The following is a 16,594-nucleotide window of genomic DNA, read 5'->3' on the forward strand; positions in this document are numbered from 1 at the left end:
AACCATGCCACATAACAGTGATAATTCCTGCACCCTCTACCTGGTGCGACACGGAGATTCACGTCAGGACGCTAACCGGCGCTATATCGGACAGTGCGATCCGCCCCTCAATCCGCAAGGACGCGCCCAGGCCAAATCTCTGCAACAGATGCTGGCGCATACCGACCTGAAGAGTGTGTATTGCAGCGATTTGCGCCGCTGTCGGGAAACCGCCCGCATTGTTGGCGGGCACCGGGGGCTGAGAATTCGTCCCGTGCCAGCCCTGCGCGAGATTGCCCTGGGTGACTGGGATGGTCTGACCGTGGCGGAAGTTTGCCATCGTTTTCCCGGTGAATATGAAAAACGCGGCAAGGACATGGTCAACTACAGACCCCCCTCGGGGGAAAGCTTTGCCGATCTTCAGGCGCGGGTGGTTCCGGCGTTCCTCGAAGTGATCCGCGAGGCGAGAGGTCCGGTTCTGCTGGTCGGCCATGCCGGCGTCAACCGTGTCATCCTGTGTCATGTCATGCGGCGTGCACTGGAGGAGTTATTCGAGATTCCACAAAACTATGCACGCCTGAACATCATCGAACGCCGCGACGACACATTAAATGTGAAAGCCATGGATATTGCCCCGCGAAGCACGGCCTGGGAGGCGCTGGAAATTTCGCCGGTCCGAAGCGCGCAAACCTCACCCTTTGCAGCGGAGCAGGTACGCAAATATGGCACGGGACAATCGACCGTGAAGCCGTTATCGAAACCGGCTGTTTCTTCATAAACCTGAAGGTCTGCCTGCAAGACATGTCTCCATTGCTGCTTAAAATACAGGCAAATATTGCATCGATACGCTTATCGCAGAAACGGCTCCTGAAGGGTGCGAAAAACCGGATATCGCGCTGCACGCCTTCCAGGCCGGATCTGACAATTCCAAATTCCGATCAGCGCAGCCTGCACAGCGACCGGCACAAATCTTGCCCATATAATAAAAACCGCCTTGATGCCGAGGTGCTTATTTCCGGGGGGAAGCCGTTGCCGCCATGATCACACCCATTGTCCTTTCGCTCAAAGTCGCCCTGATCGCCGCCGGCGTCGATGCCGTACTCGGCACCCTTCTGGCCCGCACCATGGCCCGCAGGGATTTTTCCGGCAAAAATCTGATTGAATCGTGCATCATGCTGCCGATGGTTCTACCTCCTACCGTGCTCGGCTATGGACTGCTCATGCTTCTGGGCAAACGCGGACCGCTTGGAAGATTATTGCAGGAAATCCTGGGAGTGCAGATCGTGTTTACCTGGTGGGCGGCCATCATCGCCGCCGCCGTTGTATCCTTTCCCCTTATGTATCAGAGCGCCAAAGCCGCATTCTGCAGCGTCGACGTATCCCTGGAACAAGCTGCCAGAACCCTCGGCAGCGGTGAAGCCAGGGTTTTCATGCGTATCACTTTGCCCCTGGCCTACCCCGGCCTGCTGGCCGGCGTGGTACTGTCACTGGCCCGGGCCCTCGGCGAATTCGGTGCCACTTTGATGATCGCCGGCAACATCCCCGGTAAAACCCAGACGATCCCCCTGGCGATCTACTTTGCCGTCGAGACTGGCGACAACCTGCTGGCAAGAAACCTGGTTCTGGTCATCACGGCCATGGCGGTCGGAGCCCTTTTCTGGCTTAACAGCTGGTCGAGGAAAAAACTTCAGACCCTGCAAAAAGGAGGCGATGCGCGTGCTTAAGGCTGCCATTTTCAAAAAACTTCCGAATTTTGCCGTCGAAGCCGAACTGGCCATCGACCAGGGAATTCTGGTACTGTTCGGCCCCTCGGGCTCTGGCAAAACCACGATTCTGAACTGTCTTGCCGGTCTGCAAAAACCGACATCGGGACAGATCTCCCTCGGTGACAGGCTGTTTTTCGACTCGGCCCGCAACGTGAATATTCCAGCCCGGCTACGACGCATCGGTTATGTCTTCCAGGACTATGCGCTGTTTCCGCACATGACGGTCAAAAACAATACGCTTTATGGAATGCCGTCCAGTGCCATGCTTGCCAAAAAAAATGCCGGCAACGCCAATGCCCTGGCGGAAATACTCGCCATGTTGCGCATTTCCCATCTGCGGGACCGCTACCCGGCACAACTGTCGGGGGAGAAAAGCAGCGCGTGGCACTGGCACGCGCCCTGATGATGGAGCCGGACCTGTTGCTGCTGGACGAACCCCTCTCGGCGCTTGATGCCGATACCCGATGCGCCCTGCAGCAGGAATTGAAAAAAATCCAGCGCATCCGGAACATTCCTTTTGTGCTGGTTACCCATAGCAAAAAGGAGCTGGATGCCCTTGCCGACACGGTGGTCTTCCTGAACAATGGAAAGGTCGCCACCCCGGCCGCCCAAAAAATCCCCCTGGGCTGGGCCACGGGTCAATGGGCCTGAGTCCCGGGTGTTTCGGCGTCCCGACAAAATGACGCCGGTTTTTCGCCGCTATCCATCCGGAAACTCCGGATGGATACAGCGTAGTTTTCATATGGGAAACGAGCAATTTTTCGTTGTGGCAAGGAAATCAAGGGGTTGCGCGGAGGCGTACATCGGTACGCCGCACAAGCAAGCCTGCCGATTGACGCCGCCACAGCGGAAAAGGGCTGTTTCCGGATGGAAACCAGCTATCTCCAACAGATCGTCATTGATCGTCACCTGATATCGGAAAGGAACAGCAGAATGAGTCTTTTGCAACAAGCGCAGACCAAATTGACAAGCCTGTGCGATGCCGCGCGACTGGAACGCGACAGCACCGTAACCGTTCGGGTACTGACCCCCGACGAGGCCATTGGCGCCAAGGCCGATCCGAATTTTGTCATTAAAAAGGGCAAAGAGCGGGTCATTGAAGCCTGCTGGAATGAATCTCGCGGGCAAGCCTTTACGGATCGCCCCTGCGACTGGCAAGGCAGCCTCGACGAATTACTGACCATGGATCTGCACCAGGTCGATCGCAGGGCGGTATTCACCGCCGGCCTGAACGCCGTGCTGTGCGGATTGAAGCAGGCGGAGGGCACCATCCACTGCAAGGATGAGGAACCGGCTCGCTGCGGAGAGGAATTTACCCGACGGCTGCATGCGCGTTTTGGCGTCAAGCGTTTCGGCATGATCGGATTGCAACCGGCCATTCTGGACGCCATGGTGGAGGGCTTCGGCGCCGTCAGGATGCGGGTGGTGGATCTGAACGAGGACAACATCAACAAAAAGATTTGTGATGTCATGGTCTGGGATGGGGAAAAAGATCTGGAAAAATTGATCGAATTCTGTGACGTGGGTGTCGCCACCGGTTCCACCGTCGTGAACGGCAGCATCAACGATCTGATAGAAAAGTTTCAGGAAGCCGGCAAGCCACTGGTTTTCTTCGGCAACACCATCGCCGGGGTGGCTTCACTTATGAACCTGGACCGCATTTGCCCTTTCGCCCACTAACATAAAAAGCCTGTGTGAACCTGGACGACGCAAACCGATGATAAATGACGATCAACTGCTGGCCCTGTTCAATTCCCCGGCCAGGGTGCTGAAAGCGGAGCAGATATTGCGCAAGTCCGCGCTGTCCTGTCGGCTGGTTCCGGCACCGCGCGAGGTGGCCGAAGGCTGCGCGCTGGCATTGCGGTTTGCGATGTCCGACAAGAATTTGGTCCTGTCGGAGCTTGCCCGGCAGGAACTGCCCCCGCAGCGCATCTATCGAAAGAAAAAAAGGCTTTTTCAGAAGGTTTTCCCCTTGCAGGAAACCTGAGAGTACCATCTTGTTGATATTGTCCGGAGACAAACGTGGCCATTTATCTCGATAACGCCGCAACCAGCTTTCCCAAGCCTGACAGTGTTTACCGCGCCGTCGATGCAACCTTTCGGAATCTCGGAGTCAGCCCGGGCCGCGGCAGTTACCAGCTTTCGCTGGATGCGGGGCGGCTGGTGCTGGAAACCCGGGAGACCGTCGCCCGGTTTTTCGGCATCGCCGATCCCCTGCGCGTGGTATTTTGCGCCAACGCCACGGAAGCCATCAATATCGGCCTGTTTGGCACGCTGCGACCCGGAGACCGGGTTATCACCTCAACCATGGAACACAATGCGGTGAGTCGCCCCCTGCACGCCCTTGCTTCCCACGGGATCGAGGTTGTGCGGGTGACGGCCGATGCGAAGGGACGCATAGAGCCGGGCGCCATCCGCGAGGCGGCGCGCCGTGGCACAGGACCAACCCGCATGGTCGTGATGAGCCACTGTTCCAACGTCACCGGCACCGTACAGCCCGTCGAGGAAATCGGCACCTGGTGCCGTCGCGAGGGGATACTGTTCATGGTCGATGCGGCACAGAGCGCGGGAATACTGCCTGTCGATGTCCATGAGATGGGCATCGACCTGCTGGCCGTTCCGGGGCATAAGGGCCTTTTAGGGCCGCCCGGCACCGCCATCCTCTACGTAGCGCCGCAGCTTGCGCCACAGCCGCTGATTTTCGGCGGCACCGGAGGGAACTCCATGTCTCGGCACATGCCGGACGAACTGCCCGAACGTCTGGAGAGCGGTACCATCAATACGCCGGGACTGGCCGGCCTGCATGCCGGCATCACGTTCGTCACACAAACCGGTCCGGATCGAATTCTGCGGCATAAAACGGCCTTGCTGGAGCGGCTGTGCTATGGGTTGCGTTCCCTGCCCGGTTGCTGTCTTTACGGTACCGGGTCCGCCGCCCAGGCGGGCGGCGTGCTGTCCTTCAATATCACCGGTCGCGACCCGGCCGAAATCGGTTTTTTTCTGGACGAACAATACGCTATCTGCGTGCGCACCGGCCTGCATTGCGCACCGGATGCTCACCGCAGCATCGGCACGCTGCCCAGTGGCACGATCCGTGTCAGCCCGGGACTGTTCAATACAGAAAGCGATATCGATGCGTTGCTGGCTGCTTTGGAGAATATCGTCCGCAAACGTGAAGGCCTCGGTTCGTAAGGGCCTGCTACCGGGCCAAGCCGGCAATGCCCGAGCATGCCGACTGGTCGATCAAATTTTAAAGGAGAGGTTTGATGCGCTGCGCAATCGTGCGATGGATGCTTGCCTTTTTCATCATGGCCACAGCCCTGATCCCCACACCGGGCTTTGCCCGGGAAGACAAACCGACCGTTCTTCACATATCGGCCGGAGTCGGCCTGAAGGATGCTCTTTTCGACATTCAAAAAGCCTATGCGCGAAAACAACCGGGCGTTGTCCTGGAACTCAATTTCGCCGCTTCCGGATTTTTGCGCAAGCAGATCGAACAGGGAGCCCCGGTCGATCTGTTCCTGGCACCGGGCATACAACATCTGCAGGCCCTTATCGATGCCGGGCACACCGACGCCAGGCATTCCTGCGCCCTGCTGGGCAATCGTCTGGTGCTTATTGTTTCCAAGGAAAAACGACACGTCATTAAAGGCTTCGCTGATCTTTCCAGGCATGCGCACAGCATCAGCATCGGTCTCCCGGAGATGGTGCCGGCCGGCAGTTACGCCCGGCAGGCCCTCGAACACCAGCAACTTTGGAAAAACCTGGAACCGCGGATGATCTATGGTAAAAGCGTCCGTCAGGTGCTCGCTTATGTCGACTCGGGAAATGTGGATGCCGGTCTGGTATTTGCCTCGGATGCGCCATTGGCCAACAACGCCACGGTGGCAGCTCTGGCCCCCGAGTCCAGTCATCAGCCTATCGTGTTTGCCATGGCCGGAATGCTCGGCAGTCCCCGCAGCGCCGCACTGCAGGTATTCATGACCTTCCTGAAAGGAGGCGAAGCTGCTGCGATCTTTGCCCGTCACGGTTTTACCCCCCTGCAAGGCAAGCCATATCAAGCCGTGCTCGACAAGTAAAAACGGAACCGGGTCAGGGAAGGTCAGGGAAGGGGCTGACAATTTTCCAGCCCTTCTCCCGGAATTCCCACTCCAGCCGGATTTTCAGGTTTTTCAGGGTGTTGGATGGCAGACGGTAATAGTCAATACGCAACAGGCAAACGGCTCGCTGCTGCTCAGGGTCTTCAAACAGCACCTCTTCGGGGCGTATTTCCAGGATGCGTATATCCCCGCGCTGAGGAAATTTTTCCTGAAAATCATGCCGGTAGTCCTGCGCCATGAAACCCGCCGCACTATCATAATCCTGCCAGACCAGACGCTTGGCAAATTCCTGATAGTTTTCACCGAAACTGTCGGCTGGCCGTGGTTGCAGGACGGGGGCACAAGCGGCTATCCCAAAAAACAGCAGAAGAAGGTATACTGTTTTCATGCTCTCTCCTGTGTGCGGGCATGGCATATGACAACCCGGATATCAAGTGATCAAATTTGCCGCCATGAAAAAAATCGAAGTCTACACAAAAAACTATTGCCCCCACTGCCAGCGAGCCAAAGAGCTGCTGCGCCGCAAAGGGATCACCTTCATCGAATACGATGTCACCGACGACCCTCTCCTGGAGCAGGAAATGCGAAAACGCTCGGGACATGCGACGGTTCCGGAAATCTTCATCGAAGATGCCTGGGTAGGCGGCTGCGACAGCCTTCATGCCCTTGAGCAAAGCGGAACCCTGGACCGGATGCTCGAAGACTGATATCAGACCCGGATAGCCTCGATCAGGCTCAGAGCCATGTCGACCTTGCCAAACGGCGGCATGAGATAAAACCCGTCCACCCGGCCGCGACCCGCCTCGACAAGTTCCCGGGAAATGGCCAGGCCCCGGCGCACACCCTCTTCTCCGCTGGCGCCATGCATGCGCCGGCGAACCTCTTCCGGCAGCCGGATGCCAGGCACCTCGTTGTGCAAAAACTCCGCATTGCGCTCACTCACCAGGGGCAAAATCCCTACCAGCACGGGTATGTCGACATCCGCCATCCCATCGAGCATGGCATCAAGCACCGGGATCGAATAGATCGGCTGCGTCTGAACAAAACAGGCCCCGGCGGCGATTTTCTTCCCCAATCGGCGCAACTGGGCGTCCATGTCCGACACATTGGGGTTGAAAGCGGCACCGGCTTTGAATCGGGTCGGCTCCCCCAATTCCCCGCCCACCAAAGTGTGCCCGTTGTTAAGCGCCCTCACAAGCTCCAGCAAACCGATACTGTTCAGGTCAAAGACATTGCTGGCGCCGGATTCTCCACCGACGGCCACAGGGTCTCCGGTGACCGCCAGCACATTGCGCAGCCCAAGCAGATGCGCACCCATGAGTTCCGAGTGCAGACCGATCAGATTGCGATCCCGGCCGGTCACATGGATGATGGTTTCAATGCCGATTTCATCCTGAATCCGTTTGGCCAGGGCAATGTTTCCCATGCGGATACGCGCCAAAGGGTTTTCCGCCAGACTGATGGCATCGGCGCCGGCTACCGCCAGGCGCCGGGCTCCTTCCAGAATTTTTCGGCAATCCATGCCGCGCGGGGGATCGAGCTCGACCGTGATCAGAGGGCGTTTGCCCCAATCGGACAGAAAACCCTGCCGTGGAGTGTCCCTTGCAACGGTTGCGGGAGCGACTGCTGCAACCTGCGGCTTTATCCTGCGTATTGAGGGTTTGAACCCGGCCACGGCGGCGGCCAGAGCGCGTATGTGCTCGGGGGTCGTGCCGCAGCAGCCACCAACCAGACAGGCGCCGGCTTCCACCATTTCGCGGCCTCGCGCCGCAAAATACCCGGGGGTTGCCAGATAGATGTAACGGCCGTCGACATATTCGGGAAAGCCGCTGTTGGCAAAACCGGAAAGAGGAATGTTTACCTGTGTCGCCATGGTGCGCAGCACCGCCAGCACATCGCGGGGCCCCGACCCGCAATTGGCCCCGACCACCGATGCACCCGCTCCGACCAGACGTCTGGCGACTTCGGCGGCCGTCACCCCTTCGCGGGTTTTGCCCCCCTCAAAAAACGCCATCTGGGCCACCACCGGCAGACCCGTGCCGCCAGCTTCGGCAACTGCCAGTTCCAGTTCTTCGAGGCTGGCAAAGGTTTCCAGCAGCAGAAGATCCACGCCACCTTCCGCCAGCCCTTCCATCTGCTCGCGGAACAGGGCGGCCCGCTGCTCCCGTGACAACTCCGCGGTCTCGCCCGGCGCCCTGCCCAACGGCCCTACGGCGCCGGCAACCAGAAACCGGCGACCAGCCTCCTGCCGCGCCAGTCGTGCACCAAGGGCATTGATTTGTCGCGTCTGCTCCTCCAGACCGGCGGCAGCCAATCGCAGCCGGTTGGCCGCGAAGGTATTGGTCTCCACCAATTCGGCCCCGGCCGCCAGATAATCCCGGTGAATACGGCGCACCACATCCGGCTGCCGCAGATTGAGGCATTCGAAACAAAAGGACAGGGGAATCCCCCGCTGATAGAGCAGGGTTCCCATGGCGCCATCGCCAACAATGACACCCTGCTCCAGACGCTCCAGAAAACCGCAAGCGGCGCGTTTCATGGCCGGGCTCCGCAAGGATGGTCCTGTGGCAACAGCCCGGTGCGCTGCAGAAACTGACGCAGAATCGCCCCGGTCAATCCCCAGATCCGATTGCCATCCACATTGAAGAAACAGACAGGGTAAAGACGTCCGAGATGTTCCCAGCTTTCGGTGTGATAAATGCGCGGATCGCACAACCTGTCAACAGGAACTTCAATCACTTCGGCAATCTCCTGATGGTTGACGGTAAAAGGGTAGCCGGCAGCGATGCTCCCGACATAGGGCACCACATGAAAACCGTACACCGAAATAAAGTCATCCAGACGCCCAAGGATCGTCACATCTTCCTGGCGCACGCCCATTTCTTCTTCCGTCTCACGCAACGCCGTGGCGCACAGATCTGCATCCTCGGGCTGGGCGCGGCCGCCCGGAAAAGCAATTTCTCCGGCATGATGCGGCAGATGCTCGGTACGACGGGTAAACAGAATGGTATCGATGCCTTGCCTTGGATAAAACAGGAGCAGCACGGCCGCCGGTTTCAGCACGCCCCGATCGACGCGGCGGCAGGTATGCCGTGACAGGTCTTGCCGGACCTGTTCCGGCTCCAGCTTCACCGTCCAACCCCGCAGGCAGCCTTTAAAGCGGCAATAGTGGCCGCGTAGTCTTCGGTACCGTACACGGCACTGCCCGCCACCATCACATCCGCACCGGCCGCGGCGATGCGGGCGATGTTGTCCAGCTTGACGCCGCCGTCCACCTCCAGCTCGACCGGCAGGCCACGGCGATCGATCTCCTTGCGCAAAGCCTCGATTTTTGAAAGGCATACGGGAATGAACTGCTGGCCGCCAAAACCGGGATTGACGGACATGATCAGCACCAGTTCCAGTTCCTCCAGGATAATATCAAGACAGCTGACCGGCGTGGCGGGATTGATGGAGACGCCGGCCTTTTTGCCGAGGCTGTGAATCAGCTGCACGGTGCGGTGCAGATGCGTGGAGGCCTCGTAATGCACGGTGATGATATCGGCGCCGGCCTTTGCAAAGGCGGGAATGTAACTGTCGGGATTTTCAATCATCAGGTGCACATCCAGGGGCAAATCGGTAACCCGGCGTGCCGCTTCGACCACCAAAGGCCCGATGGTGATGTTGGGGACGAAATGTCCGTCCATGACATCGACATGCACATAGTCGGCGCCGCCGGATTCAATGGCGCCAATTTCCTCTCCCAGACGGGAAAAATCCGCGGACAGAATGGAAGGAGCGATTTTGATCATGATGTACTCCGTGTTTTGGAAACAAAGGGCGCCGCCGGATCAGGCGCGTTTTTCGAAAGCTGTCGCATAGAAGGCATCCATGCCGTCATGCCGATGAGGCATGGTGCGCAGGCTGCCCGCGTCATCGAAGAGTTCATGCCATTCGGCGGGGGTCGTGGCGCGCAGATCGCAGCGCACAAAATCAGGATGTTTTGCAAGAAACGTCCGCACCACCCCTTCCGTTTCCTCCGGAGTGAACGTGCAGAGGGAGTAAATCAGTCGGCCTCCCGGCCGCAACAGCGATGCCGTATTCTCCAGGATAACGGCTTGTTGGCCAGCCAGTTCTCTGATATCGGAAGCGGTGCGACGCCAGCGAATCTCGGGGTTGCGGCGCAAAACGCCGAGGCCGCTACAGGGTGCGTCGACCAGCACCCGGTCGAAACTTTCCGGTTCGAGGAACGGGGCGGGGCGGGTCAAATCCCAGCTTCGGCCTTCAATCCCCAGGCAGCCGAGACGCCTGGCGCCGCGCATGAGCAGCTCTATCCGCCGGGCGTGCAGATCGAGGGCCACGATGGTGGCGCGGTTGCCCGTCAAAGCGGCGATGTGCGTGGTCTTGCCGCCCGGCGCCGCGCAGGCATCGAGAATGCGCTGCCCCGGCCGGGGATCCAGCAGGTGGCTGATCAGCATGCTGGCCTCATCCTGCAACTGGAACAATCCTTCACGGTGCCCCGGCAGATGCCGGATGTTACCGTGCAGAATACGCACCCCTTCCGGAGCAAAACAGGTCGGGCGCACCTCGCATGAGTCCTCCGCCAGCGCCTTGAGCAGATCATCGCGGGTTATTTTCAGAGTATTGGCGCGCACGCAGCAGGGAGCGGGCTGCAGCATGGCTTCGGCCAGCGCACAGGCCTCTTCGACACCGTAACTGTCCAGCCAGCAAGCAGCCAGCCAACGGGGCAGGCCAAGCACGCACTCCAGGTAGGCCAGCGGTTGTGCCTGTCGGTCAGGCCAGGGCAACATGCCGGCCTGACGCACCACGGACCGCAACATGCCATTGATAAATCCGGTAGCCCTGTGCAGTTTCAGGCGTCGGGCCATTTCCACGGTTTCAAAAACCGCCGCATGGTGCGGGATCCGCTCCAGCAAAAGGAGCTGATAACACCCCAGTCGCAGCAAAATCAGTATCGCGGCTTCGACCTTGGCCAGGGGTTTTTGGCAAACCTGCTGCAGGACAAAATCGAGGCGCCCCTGATAGCGAAGCACGCCGTAGACAAGTTCCGTTGCAAGAGCCCGGTCCCGGGGGTCCATGTCGGGCAGCTTTTCCAGCGCACCGTCCAGCGCCAGATCGGCAAAGGCCCCATGCTGTACTCTCTCGAGCACGTCAAAGGCAATGTCACGCGGATCTTTCCGAACCACCAGGAGTATTCCTTTCCGGACATGGACGCAAGGCGGGGGCATGTTGTGCCATGCCCCCGAATAAAAATTCCGCCAGAATGCCCTTATCAGGGCATGACCATGTTCTCAAGACGCCGGATACGCTCTTCCACCGGCGGATGGGTCGAGAACAAAGACTTCAGACCGTCACCCCGCAGCGGATTGACGATAAACATATGCGCCGTGGCCTCATTGACCCTGGGCATGGGCGCGCGACTGTTGGCCATCTCCAGTTTTAGCAGGGCGCTGGCAAGATAATGGGGCGTACCGCACAAAGCCGCACCACCCCGATCAGCGGCGTATTCACGGGAACGGGAAATGGCCATCTGCACCAGCATGGCGGCCAGTGGCGCAAAAATAATCAGCAGCAACAGGCCCAGCGGATTGCCGTTATCGTCATCCCGCCCGCCGAAGCCCCCAAACAGGGCAGCCCACTGGGCCATGTGGGCCAGGTAGGAAATAGCCCCGGCAATGGTGGCGGCAATGGATCCGATCAGAATATCCCGATGGCGCACGTGGCTCATTTCATGGGCCATGACCCCCATCAGTTCTTCCCGGGAGAGGATCTGCAGAATCCCTTCGGTCGCCGCCACGGCGGCGTGTTGCGGATTGCGTCCGGTGGCAAACGCATTGGGCGTCGCCTGGGGCAAAATGTACACCTTCGGCATGGGCAGGCCATTGCGCACGCAGAGCTCCTGCACCACATGGTACAAGGGGCCGCTGTTCACCTCGCGCCCGCGATACATGGCAATGACAATCTTGTCGGAAAACCAGTAGGAACCAAGGTTCATGACCGCCGCCAGTACCAGCGCGATCAATGCGCCGCCACGGCCGCCCATCATGCCGCCTGCCCACACCAGCAACAGGGTGAGCACGGTCATCAGCAGTACCGTCCTCAAAATATTCATGGTTCACCTCTCTTTTGTGGCGTTCTTTGGGTTGCATCCTGTCGCGACCACCCCCGAAAGGGCCGGAAGGCCTGACCAAAGCAGGCAGGCGCGTTCCTGATTCGCTGAAGCACTTGCATCGCGGATATCTCTACGCACTGACGACATGCGCATCCAGCGCCTGCCGGACAGCCTCGATATCGATGCGAGTGTTGAAGCAGGGTCCTTCGGGGCGGGTATTGAAAACGCCGATGACCGGCAGAGGATAGGCATCACGAATCCCGGAAGCGAGATCGCGTTCACAGGCCACCGCAATGACAAGCCGGGGACGTTTTTCCATAAGCAGCTTGCGCGCCAGGGTTCCGCCGGTCGCCACGGCCAGCCCTACGCCACGCTCCTTCGCAAGAGTAGCCAGATCGCCAATGTCGCAACGGCCACAACGCGCGCATTTATCCACATCGCCGGTGACCTTGATGGAGCAATCGAAAAGTTGCAGGCAATGGGGCAACAGGATCATGACCCTGTCGGCCGGCACACGGGGATTGCGGGAACACACCAGCTGGTTGTTCAGGTGGATGAAGCAACGCTGCAAAGCATCGCGATCGAGCCGCATGACCGCACCGATAGCGATAACCGCCGGCATCAGGTAACGAATCACGATGCCGCGCAATTGCGGAAAAACAAACAGGTCACGGCCGGTCACCATGCTCAGGGCCAGAAGAAGCAATCCCCCGACAATCACGGCAACCAGCGTCAGGACGGCCAGGCCAAACCAGTAAGGCAGTCGGGGATGGATGGCGGACAACCCGATACTTGGCAACCACCAGACCAGGAATCCGCCGCAGGCGAACAAGCCTCCGACCAGCGCCAGAAGAATCAGAAACGGTCGTTGCTGGGACAGTGCGCTTTCCGGGGCTCCGGTTTTTCCGCATGCCGCCGAGCAGGCATGACCGCAAGCCTTGTCAGCTTCCTTCGGGCAAGCCATGTCCGGTCTCCAGGCGGGTACCGACCGACAGGCTGGCCCCCCGCAGAAAATCACCTGCCGGCAACTTTTTTTTGCCGGCTAATTGCAGTTCGCGCACCCGCAACACGCCCTGCCCGCAAGCTATGCAGACCCCGCAACCATCCGCCGCGACCACGGTACCCGGCTCGGCGTCAGGCCCTTCTTCCGCCAGGGTGCGCCCAAGCTTCAGCATCTGGCCGTTCCAGGAGGTAAACGCTCCCGGCCAGGGGCTCAATCCCCGCACCAGATTGTGAATGTCCCGGGCTGGATGTCGCCAGTCAATGCGTCCATCCTCTTTTTTCATCATGGGCGCGTAACTGCTCTGTGCATCATCCTGCGGCTCCGGCCGCAGGGTACCTTCGCACAATCGCCGCAGCGTCTCAGCCATGGCTTCCCGGCCCAGCAGCGCCAGTCGATCATGCAACTGTCCGGCCGTTTCTTCGATGCCGATTTCCGTGGCACGCTTCACCAGCATATCGCCGGTATCCAGACCCACATCCATAAGCATGGTGGTGACGCCGGTGACCTGCTCTCCATCGACAATCGCCTTGTTGATGGGCGCGGCGCCCCGATATCGCGGCAGCAGAGAGGCATGCACGTTGATGCAGCCGTAGCGCGGAATGTCAAGAATGCTCGCGGGGAGGATCTGACCATAGGCCACCACCACGATCAGGTCGGGGCGCAGCGACCGAAGGGTCTCGACCACCGCCGGATCGCGCAGCTTTTGCGGCTGGAATATCGGCAGGCCGTGGGCCACGGCCATCTCCTTGACAGGCGGCGGAGCAAGCAGTTTGCCCCGCCCCCGGGGCCGGTCGGGTTGGGTAAACACGGCGCAAAGATCAACCCCGGCGGAGAGCAGACCCTGCAGAGTCGGCAAAGCAAACTCCGGTGTCCCCATGAAAACAGTACGGATAGCCGCTGGCGCGATCATCACAATTCGTGCTCCTGTTGCCGGCGGAGTTTTTCGTATTTTTTGCGAAACATGCCCTTTTTCAGGGACGAAAGGTGATCCACAAACAGCAGGCCGTGCAAGTGATCGATTTCATGCTGAAAGGCGATCGCAAGCAACCCGGAGGCTTCCCGGACCACCTCCTGCCCCGCGAGATCAAGATAACGGACCTTGACCCTGGCACTACGCTCGATGCGGGCGTAGTAACCGGGCACCGACAGACAGCCTTCCTCTTCAAAGCTCTCGCCGTCGCGCGCAATGATCTCAGGGTTTATCGCGACAATGAGATCCTTTTCTTCCTGTGGAGAGCAATCGATAATGATCAGATTTTTGTTGATACCCACCTGGGGCGCCGCAAGACCGACACCGGGGGCGGCATACATGGTATCGGCCATATCCGCCACCAGGGTTCGAATTTCCTCGGTGATGCTCTGGATTGGCGCCGATGTTTGCTTCAAGACCGGATCGGGATAATGTCGGATAGGTAAAATTGCCATTTAATCAACCTGTTATGAAATAAACCTGGGCAGGACCCAGGCCAAAAAGAGCCACTGTTGACTTTTCATGATACGTGCAGGCAATACGCAAAGTCAACCATCATGGGGCTTGTCGCGGATGGCCCCCATTGGGTTCCAGCGCCTGCCGCATGGCATCGGCCATGCGGGCCGGACTCTCGGCGACCACCACGCCGGCCCCACGCAATGCCGCGATTTTGTCCCGGGCCAGGCCCGATCCGCCATGAACAATGGCACCGGCGTGACCCATGCGTTTTCCAGGTGGCGCCGTGACTCCGGCAATATAAGCCGCCACCGGCTTTTGCATGTGGCAACGGATCCAATGCGCGGCCTCTTCTTCCGCGGACCCTCCGATTTCGCCGATGAGAAATACGCCGGCGGTTTCAGGATCATCGTTGAACAGCGCCAGAACATCGATAAAGGACGTCCCGATAATCGGATCGCCGCCAATCCCGACACAGGTCGACTGACCCAATCCCGCCTCGCTCAATTGCAGAACCGCTTCATAGGTCAGAGTCCCGCTACGAGACACCACGCCGATATGCCCGGGACGATGAATGTCGGCGGGCAAAATACCTACCTTGCACTGGCCGGGGGTAATGAGACCCGGGCAGTTTGGACCGAGCAGGCGCATGGGGCGACCGGCCAGTGCCCTGTTGACCAGCACCATATCCTGAACCGGTACCCCTTCAGTTATGCAGACCCCCAGCCGGATGCCGGCATCCGCGGCTTCCAGAATTGCCTCCGCCGCTGCCGGAGGCGGCACAAAAACCATCGATACATCGGCCGCGGTATGCTCCACCGCCTCCAGAACCGTATCGAAGACGGGAATGCCTTCCACCTGCGAACCTCCCTTGCCAGGCGTGACGCCAGCCACGATCCGGCTGCCGTAATCACGACATGACAAACCATGGTGGCGTCCGGCGCTGCCGGTCAGCCCCTGGACCAGAATACGTGCATTGCGGTCGATAAGAATGGCCATGCTGTCGATCCTTCAGGCAGACGCGGCAATACGTCCGACGATGGTTCTGGCTGCCGATTCCAGACAATCCTGCCAGACGATGTTTAATGCGGAACCTTCGAGCAATTTACGCCCCTCTTCCCGTCGCGCCCCGGCCATGCGAACCACGATGGGCAGGCGACAATCCTTCTCTTGCGCGGCGGCGACCAGACTTTCGGCAATCAGATCGCAACGCATGATGCCACCGAAAATATTGACCAGGATACCCGCCACCATCGGATCTTCGAGCAATATGCGAAAGGCCTCCACAACCTTGCCCTGGTCGGCCCCTCCCCCGACATCGAGGAAATTGGCCGGTTGCCCGCCGCACTCGGCAAGCATATCGAGAGTCGCCATGGCCAGTCCCGCGCCGTTTACCAGGCATCCGATACGGCCATCCATTTTGATGTAGGCAATATCCGAAGCCGCAGCCCGCACCTCCAGCGGCTCGAATTGCCGGTCATCACGCAGCGCGGAAAGAGCCGGCTGCCGGAACAGGGCACTGTCGTCAACCGTAAATTTGGCATCCATCGCCAGCAGGCGCTCATCTTCAGTCACCACCAGCGGATTGATCTCTATCAAAGAAGCGTCCTTGTCCTGAAAACATTGATACAGCGACAGGATCATGCTGGTAGCGGTTTCCGCCACCCGGCCCTCCAGACCAAGAAACCGGGCAATATCCCGGGCATGAAAGGCGCGCAGCCCGATCAGCGGGTCAACAACCACGCGCCGGACAAGCCGCGGAGACTGGCGCGCGAGTTGTTCGATATCGACGCCACCTTCAGCGGAAGCGATAAGACAATAACGCCCGGCACCGCGATCAAGGGTCACAGAGAGATACATTTCGCGGCGCACGGCAACAAGCTCTTCCACCAGCAGGCTGTTGACCGGCAACCCCGCCTCTCCGGTCTGCGACGTCACCAGATGGCTGTCCAGCAGACGGCCAGCCAGAACGCGCGCCGCATCGGCGCTATCCACCCGAACCACCCCGCCGGCCTTGCCCCGCCCACCGGCATAAATCTGCGCCTTGACCACACAGGCCCCGCCCAGCGCTTTTGCAGCCAATGCCGCCGCATCGGCGGAATCGACCAGACGGGCGCGGGGCACCGGGATGCCGTAGCCCTGGAGAAGCTCCTTGGCCTGATACTCATGCATTTTCATGACGATAACCGGTGCCTCTGAAGAAGCGGT

General features: G+C 59.5%; 18 protein-coding genes and 1 pseudogene. 8 read left to right on the forward strand and 11 right to left on the reverse strand.

The window, feature by feature from the left end:
- The first annotated feature begins 4 nt into the window (after positions 1–4).
- The 7 genes and pseudogenes from cobC (at position 5) to modA (ending at position 5,824) form a co-directional block, all read left to right on the forward strand.
- Positions 5–757: an alpha-ribazole phosphatase gene (gene cobC / locus A6070_RS14610; RefSeq protein ID WP_072286443.1), complete on the forward strand. Its 753-nt coding sequence runs from the start codon at positions 5–7 to the stop codon at positions 755–757.
- A gap of 259 nt (positions 758–1,016) precedes the next feature.
- The gene (gene modB, locus A6070_RS14615) at positions 1,017–1,703 is read left to right on the forward strand and encodes a molybdate ABC transporter permease subunit (RefSeq protein WP_072286444.1); all 687 of its coding nucleotides are present in this window, start codon (positions 1,017–1,019) and stop codon (positions 1,701–1,703) included.
- Positions 1,696–2,396, forward strand: a pseudogene (locus A6070_RS16790) (ATP-binding cassette domain-containing protein). Before modB ends, A6070_RS16790 begins: the two are co-directional and overlap by 8 nt.
- Before the next feature lie 282 nt (positions 2,397–2,678).
- The gene (locus A6070_RS14625) at positions 2,679–3,425 is read left to right on the forward strand and encodes a Rossmann-like domain-containing protein (RefSeq protein WP_072288040.1); all 747 of its coding nucleotides are present in this window, start codon (positions 2,679–2,681) and stop codon (positions 3,423–3,425) included.
- A gap of 37 nt (positions 3,426–3,462) precedes the next feature.
- The gene (locus A6070_RS14630) at positions 3,463–3,732 is read left to right on the forward strand and encodes a DUF3343 domain-containing protein (RefSeq protein ID WP_072286445.1); all 270 of its coding nucleotides are present in this window, start codon (positions 3,463–3,465) and stop codon (positions 3,730–3,732) included.
- 35 nt (positions 3,733–3,767) lie between these two features.
- On the forward strand, positions 3,768–4,937 hold the full coding sequence (locus tag A6070_RS14635) for an aminotransferase class V-fold PLP-dependent enzyme (RefSeq protein ID WP_072286446.1): 1,170 nt from the start codon (positions 3,768–3,770) through the stop codon (positions 4,935–4,937).
- A gap of 74 nt (positions 4,938–5,011) precedes the next feature.
- Positions 5,012–5,824: a molybdate ABC transporter substrate-binding protein gene (gene modA, locus A6070_RS14640; RefSeq protein ID WP_072286447.1), complete on the forward strand. Its 813-nt coding sequence runs from the start codon at positions 5,012–5,014 to the stop codon at positions 5,822–5,824.
- Positions 5,825–5,837: 13 nt separating this feature from the next.
- Here modA and A6070_RS14645 read toward each other — a convergent pair whose 3' ends face one another.
- On the reverse strand, positions 5,838–6,233 hold the full coding sequence (locus tag A6070_RS14645) for a hypothetical protein (protein WP_072286448.1): 396 nt from the start codon (positions 6,231–6,233) through the stop codon (positions 5,838–5,840).
- A 46-nt stretch (positions 6,234–6,279) separates the two neighbouring features.
- Between A6070_RS14645 and grxC the strand changes: the two genes are divergently transcribed.
- Positions 6,280–6,552, forward strand: a complete 273-nt coding sequence (gene grxC / locus A6070_RS14650) for a glutaredoxin 3 (RefSeq protein ID WP_327191998.1) — start codon at positions 6,280–6,282, stop codon at positions 6,550–6,552.
- Positions 6,553–6,554: 2 nt separating this feature from the next.
- Here grxC and A6070_RS14655 read toward each other — a convergent pair whose 3' ends face one another.
- The 10 genes from A6070_RS14655 to sucC all read right to left on the reverse strand — a co-directional run bounded on the left by A6070_RS14655 (position 6,555) and on the right by sucC (position 16,564).
- Positions 6,555–8,384, reverse strand: coding sequence for a bifunctional homocysteine S-methyltransferase/methylenetetrahydrofolate reductase (locus tag A6070_RS14655; protein WP_072286449.1), 1,830 nt, complete (start codon positions 8,382–8,384; stop codon positions 6,555–6,557).
- Entirely contained in the window at positions 8,381–8,977 is a 597-nt protein-coding gene (locus A6070_RS14660) for an NUDIX hydrolase (RefSeq protein WP_235605477.1), read from the reverse strand. The genes A6070_RS14655 and A6070_RS14660 overlap by 4 nt, the downstream gene beginning before the upstream one ends.
- The gene (gene rpe, locus A6070_RS14665) at positions 8,974–9,636 is read right to left on the reverse strand and encodes a ribulose-phosphate 3-epimerase (RefSeq protein ID WP_072286450.1); all 663 of its coding nucleotides are present in this window, start codon (positions 9,634–9,636) and stop codon (positions 8,974–8,976) included. The genes A6070_RS14660 and rpe overlap by 4 nt, the downstream gene beginning before the upstream one ends.
- A 39-nt stretch (positions 9,637–9,675) precedes the next feature.
- Positions 9,676–11,031, reverse strand: coding sequence for a 16S rRNA (cytosine(967)-C(5))-methyltransferase RsmB (gene rsmB, locus A6070_RS14670; protein WP_072286451.1), 1,356 nt, complete (start codon positions 11,029–11,031; stop codon positions 9,676–9,678).
- A gap of 86 nt (positions 11,032–11,117) precedes the next feature.
- A complete protein-coding gene (gene htpX, locus A6070_RS14675; RefSeq protein WP_072286452.1) occupies positions 11,118–11,957 on the reverse strand; it encodes a zinc metalloprotease HtpX in 840 nt (279 codons plus the stop codon).
- 130 nt (positions 11,958–12,087) lie between these two features.
- A complete protein-coding gene (locus A6070_RS14680; RefSeq protein WP_083558556.1) occupies positions 12,088–12,921 on the reverse strand; it encodes a DUF116 domain-containing protein in 834 nt (277 codons plus the stop codon).
- Complete coding sequence (gene fmt / locus A6070_RS14685; RefSeq protein WP_072286453.1) at positions 12,899–13,870, reverse strand: methionyl-tRNA formyltransferase; 972 nt, start codon at positions 13,868–13,870, stop codon at positions 12,899–12,901. Before fmt ends, A6070_RS14680 begins: the two co-directional genes overlap by 23 nt.
- Positions 13,870–14,385, reverse strand: coding sequence for a peptide deformylase (gene def / locus A6070_RS14690; protein ID WP_072286454.1), 516 nt, complete (start codon positions 14,383–14,385; stop codon positions 13,870–13,872). The genes fmt and def overlap by 1 nt, the downstream gene beginning before the upstream one ends.
- Positions 14,386–14,485: 100 nt before the next feature.
- A complete protein-coding gene (gene sucD / locus A6070_RS14695; RefSeq protein ID WP_072286455.1) occupies positions 14,486–15,385 on the reverse strand; it encodes a succinate--CoA ligase subunit alpha in 900 nt (299 codons plus the stop codon).
- Positions 15,386–15,397: 12 nt separating this feature from the next.
- Positions 15,398–16,564: an ADP-forming succinate--CoA ligase subunit beta gene (gene sucC, locus A6070_RS14700; RefSeq protein WP_072286456.1), complete on the reverse strand. Its 1,167-nt coding sequence runs from the start codon at positions 16,562–16,564 to the stop codon at positions 15,398–15,400.
- Positions 16,565–16,594 lie beyond the last annotated feature (30 nt).

Origin of the sequence: Syntrophotalea acetylenica (assembly GCF_001888165.1) — a bacterium.
In the GTDB taxonomy this organism is placed as follows: Bacteria; Desulfobacterota; Desulfuromonadia; order Desulfuromonadales; family Syntrophotaleaceae; genus Syntrophotalea; species Syntrophotalea acetylenica.

What these genes read in the sequence shown, in the direction of transcription:
- A6070_RS14630 (WP_072286445.1), top strand. Translation starts at nt 3,463, where the DNA reads ATGATAAATGACGATCAACTGCTGGCCCTGTTCAATTCCCCGGCCAGG.
- modA (WP_072286447.1), top strand. Translation starts at nt 5,012, where the DNA reads ATGCGCTGCGCAATCGTGCGATGGATGCTTGCCTTTTTCATCATGGCC.
- A6070_RS14655 (WP_072286449.1), bottom strand. Translation starts at nt 8,384, where the DNA reads ATGAAACGCGCCGCTTGCGGTTTTCTGGAGCGTCTGGAGCAGGGTGTC.
- sucD (WP_072286455.1), bottom strand. Translation starts at nt 15,385, where the DNA reads ATGGCCATTCTTATCGACCGCAATGCACGTATTCTGGTCCAGGGGCTG.
- fmt (WP_072286453.1), bottom strand. Translation starts at nt 13,870, where the DNA reads ATGATCGCGCCAGCGGCTATCCGTACTGTTTTCATGGGGACACCGGAG.
- A6070_RS14680 (WP_083558556.1), bottom strand. Translation starts at nt 12,921, where the DNA reads ATGGCTTGCCCGAAGGAAGCTGACAAGGCTTGCGGTCATGCCTGCTCG.
- sucC (WP_072286456.1), bottom strand. Translation starts at nt 16,564, where the DNA reads ATGAAAATGCATGAGTATCAGGCCAAGGAGCTTCTCCAGGGCTACGGC.
- A6070_RS14645 (WP_072286448.1), bottom strand. Translation starts at nt 6,233, where the DNA reads ATGAAAACAGTATACCTTCTTCTGCTGTTTTTTGGGATAGCCGCTTGT.
- rpe (WP_072286450.1), bottom strand. Translation starts at nt 9,636, where the DNA reads ATGATCAAAATCGCTCCTTCCATTCTGTCCGCGGATTTTTCCCGTCTG.
- cobC (WP_072286443.1), top strand. Translation starts at nt 5, where the DNA reads ATGCCACATAACAGTGATAATTCCTGCACCCTCTACCTGGTGCGACAC.
- def (WP_072286454.1), bottom strand. Translation starts at nt 14,385, where the DNA reads ATGGCAATTTTACCTATCCGACATTATCCCGATCCGGTCTTGAAGCAA.
- modB (WP_072286444.1), top strand. Translation starts at nt 1,017, where the DNA reads ATGATCACACCCATTGTCCTTTCGCTCAAAGTCGCCCTGATCGCCGCC.
- A6070_RS14625 (WP_072288040.1), top strand. Translation starts at nt 2,679, where the DNA reads ATGAGTCTTTTGCAACAAGCGCAGACCAAATTGACAAGCCTGTGCGAT.
- htpX (WP_072286452.1), bottom strand. Translation starts at nt 11,957, where the DNA reads ATGAATATTTTGAGGACGGTACTGCTGATGACCGTGCTCACCCTGTTG.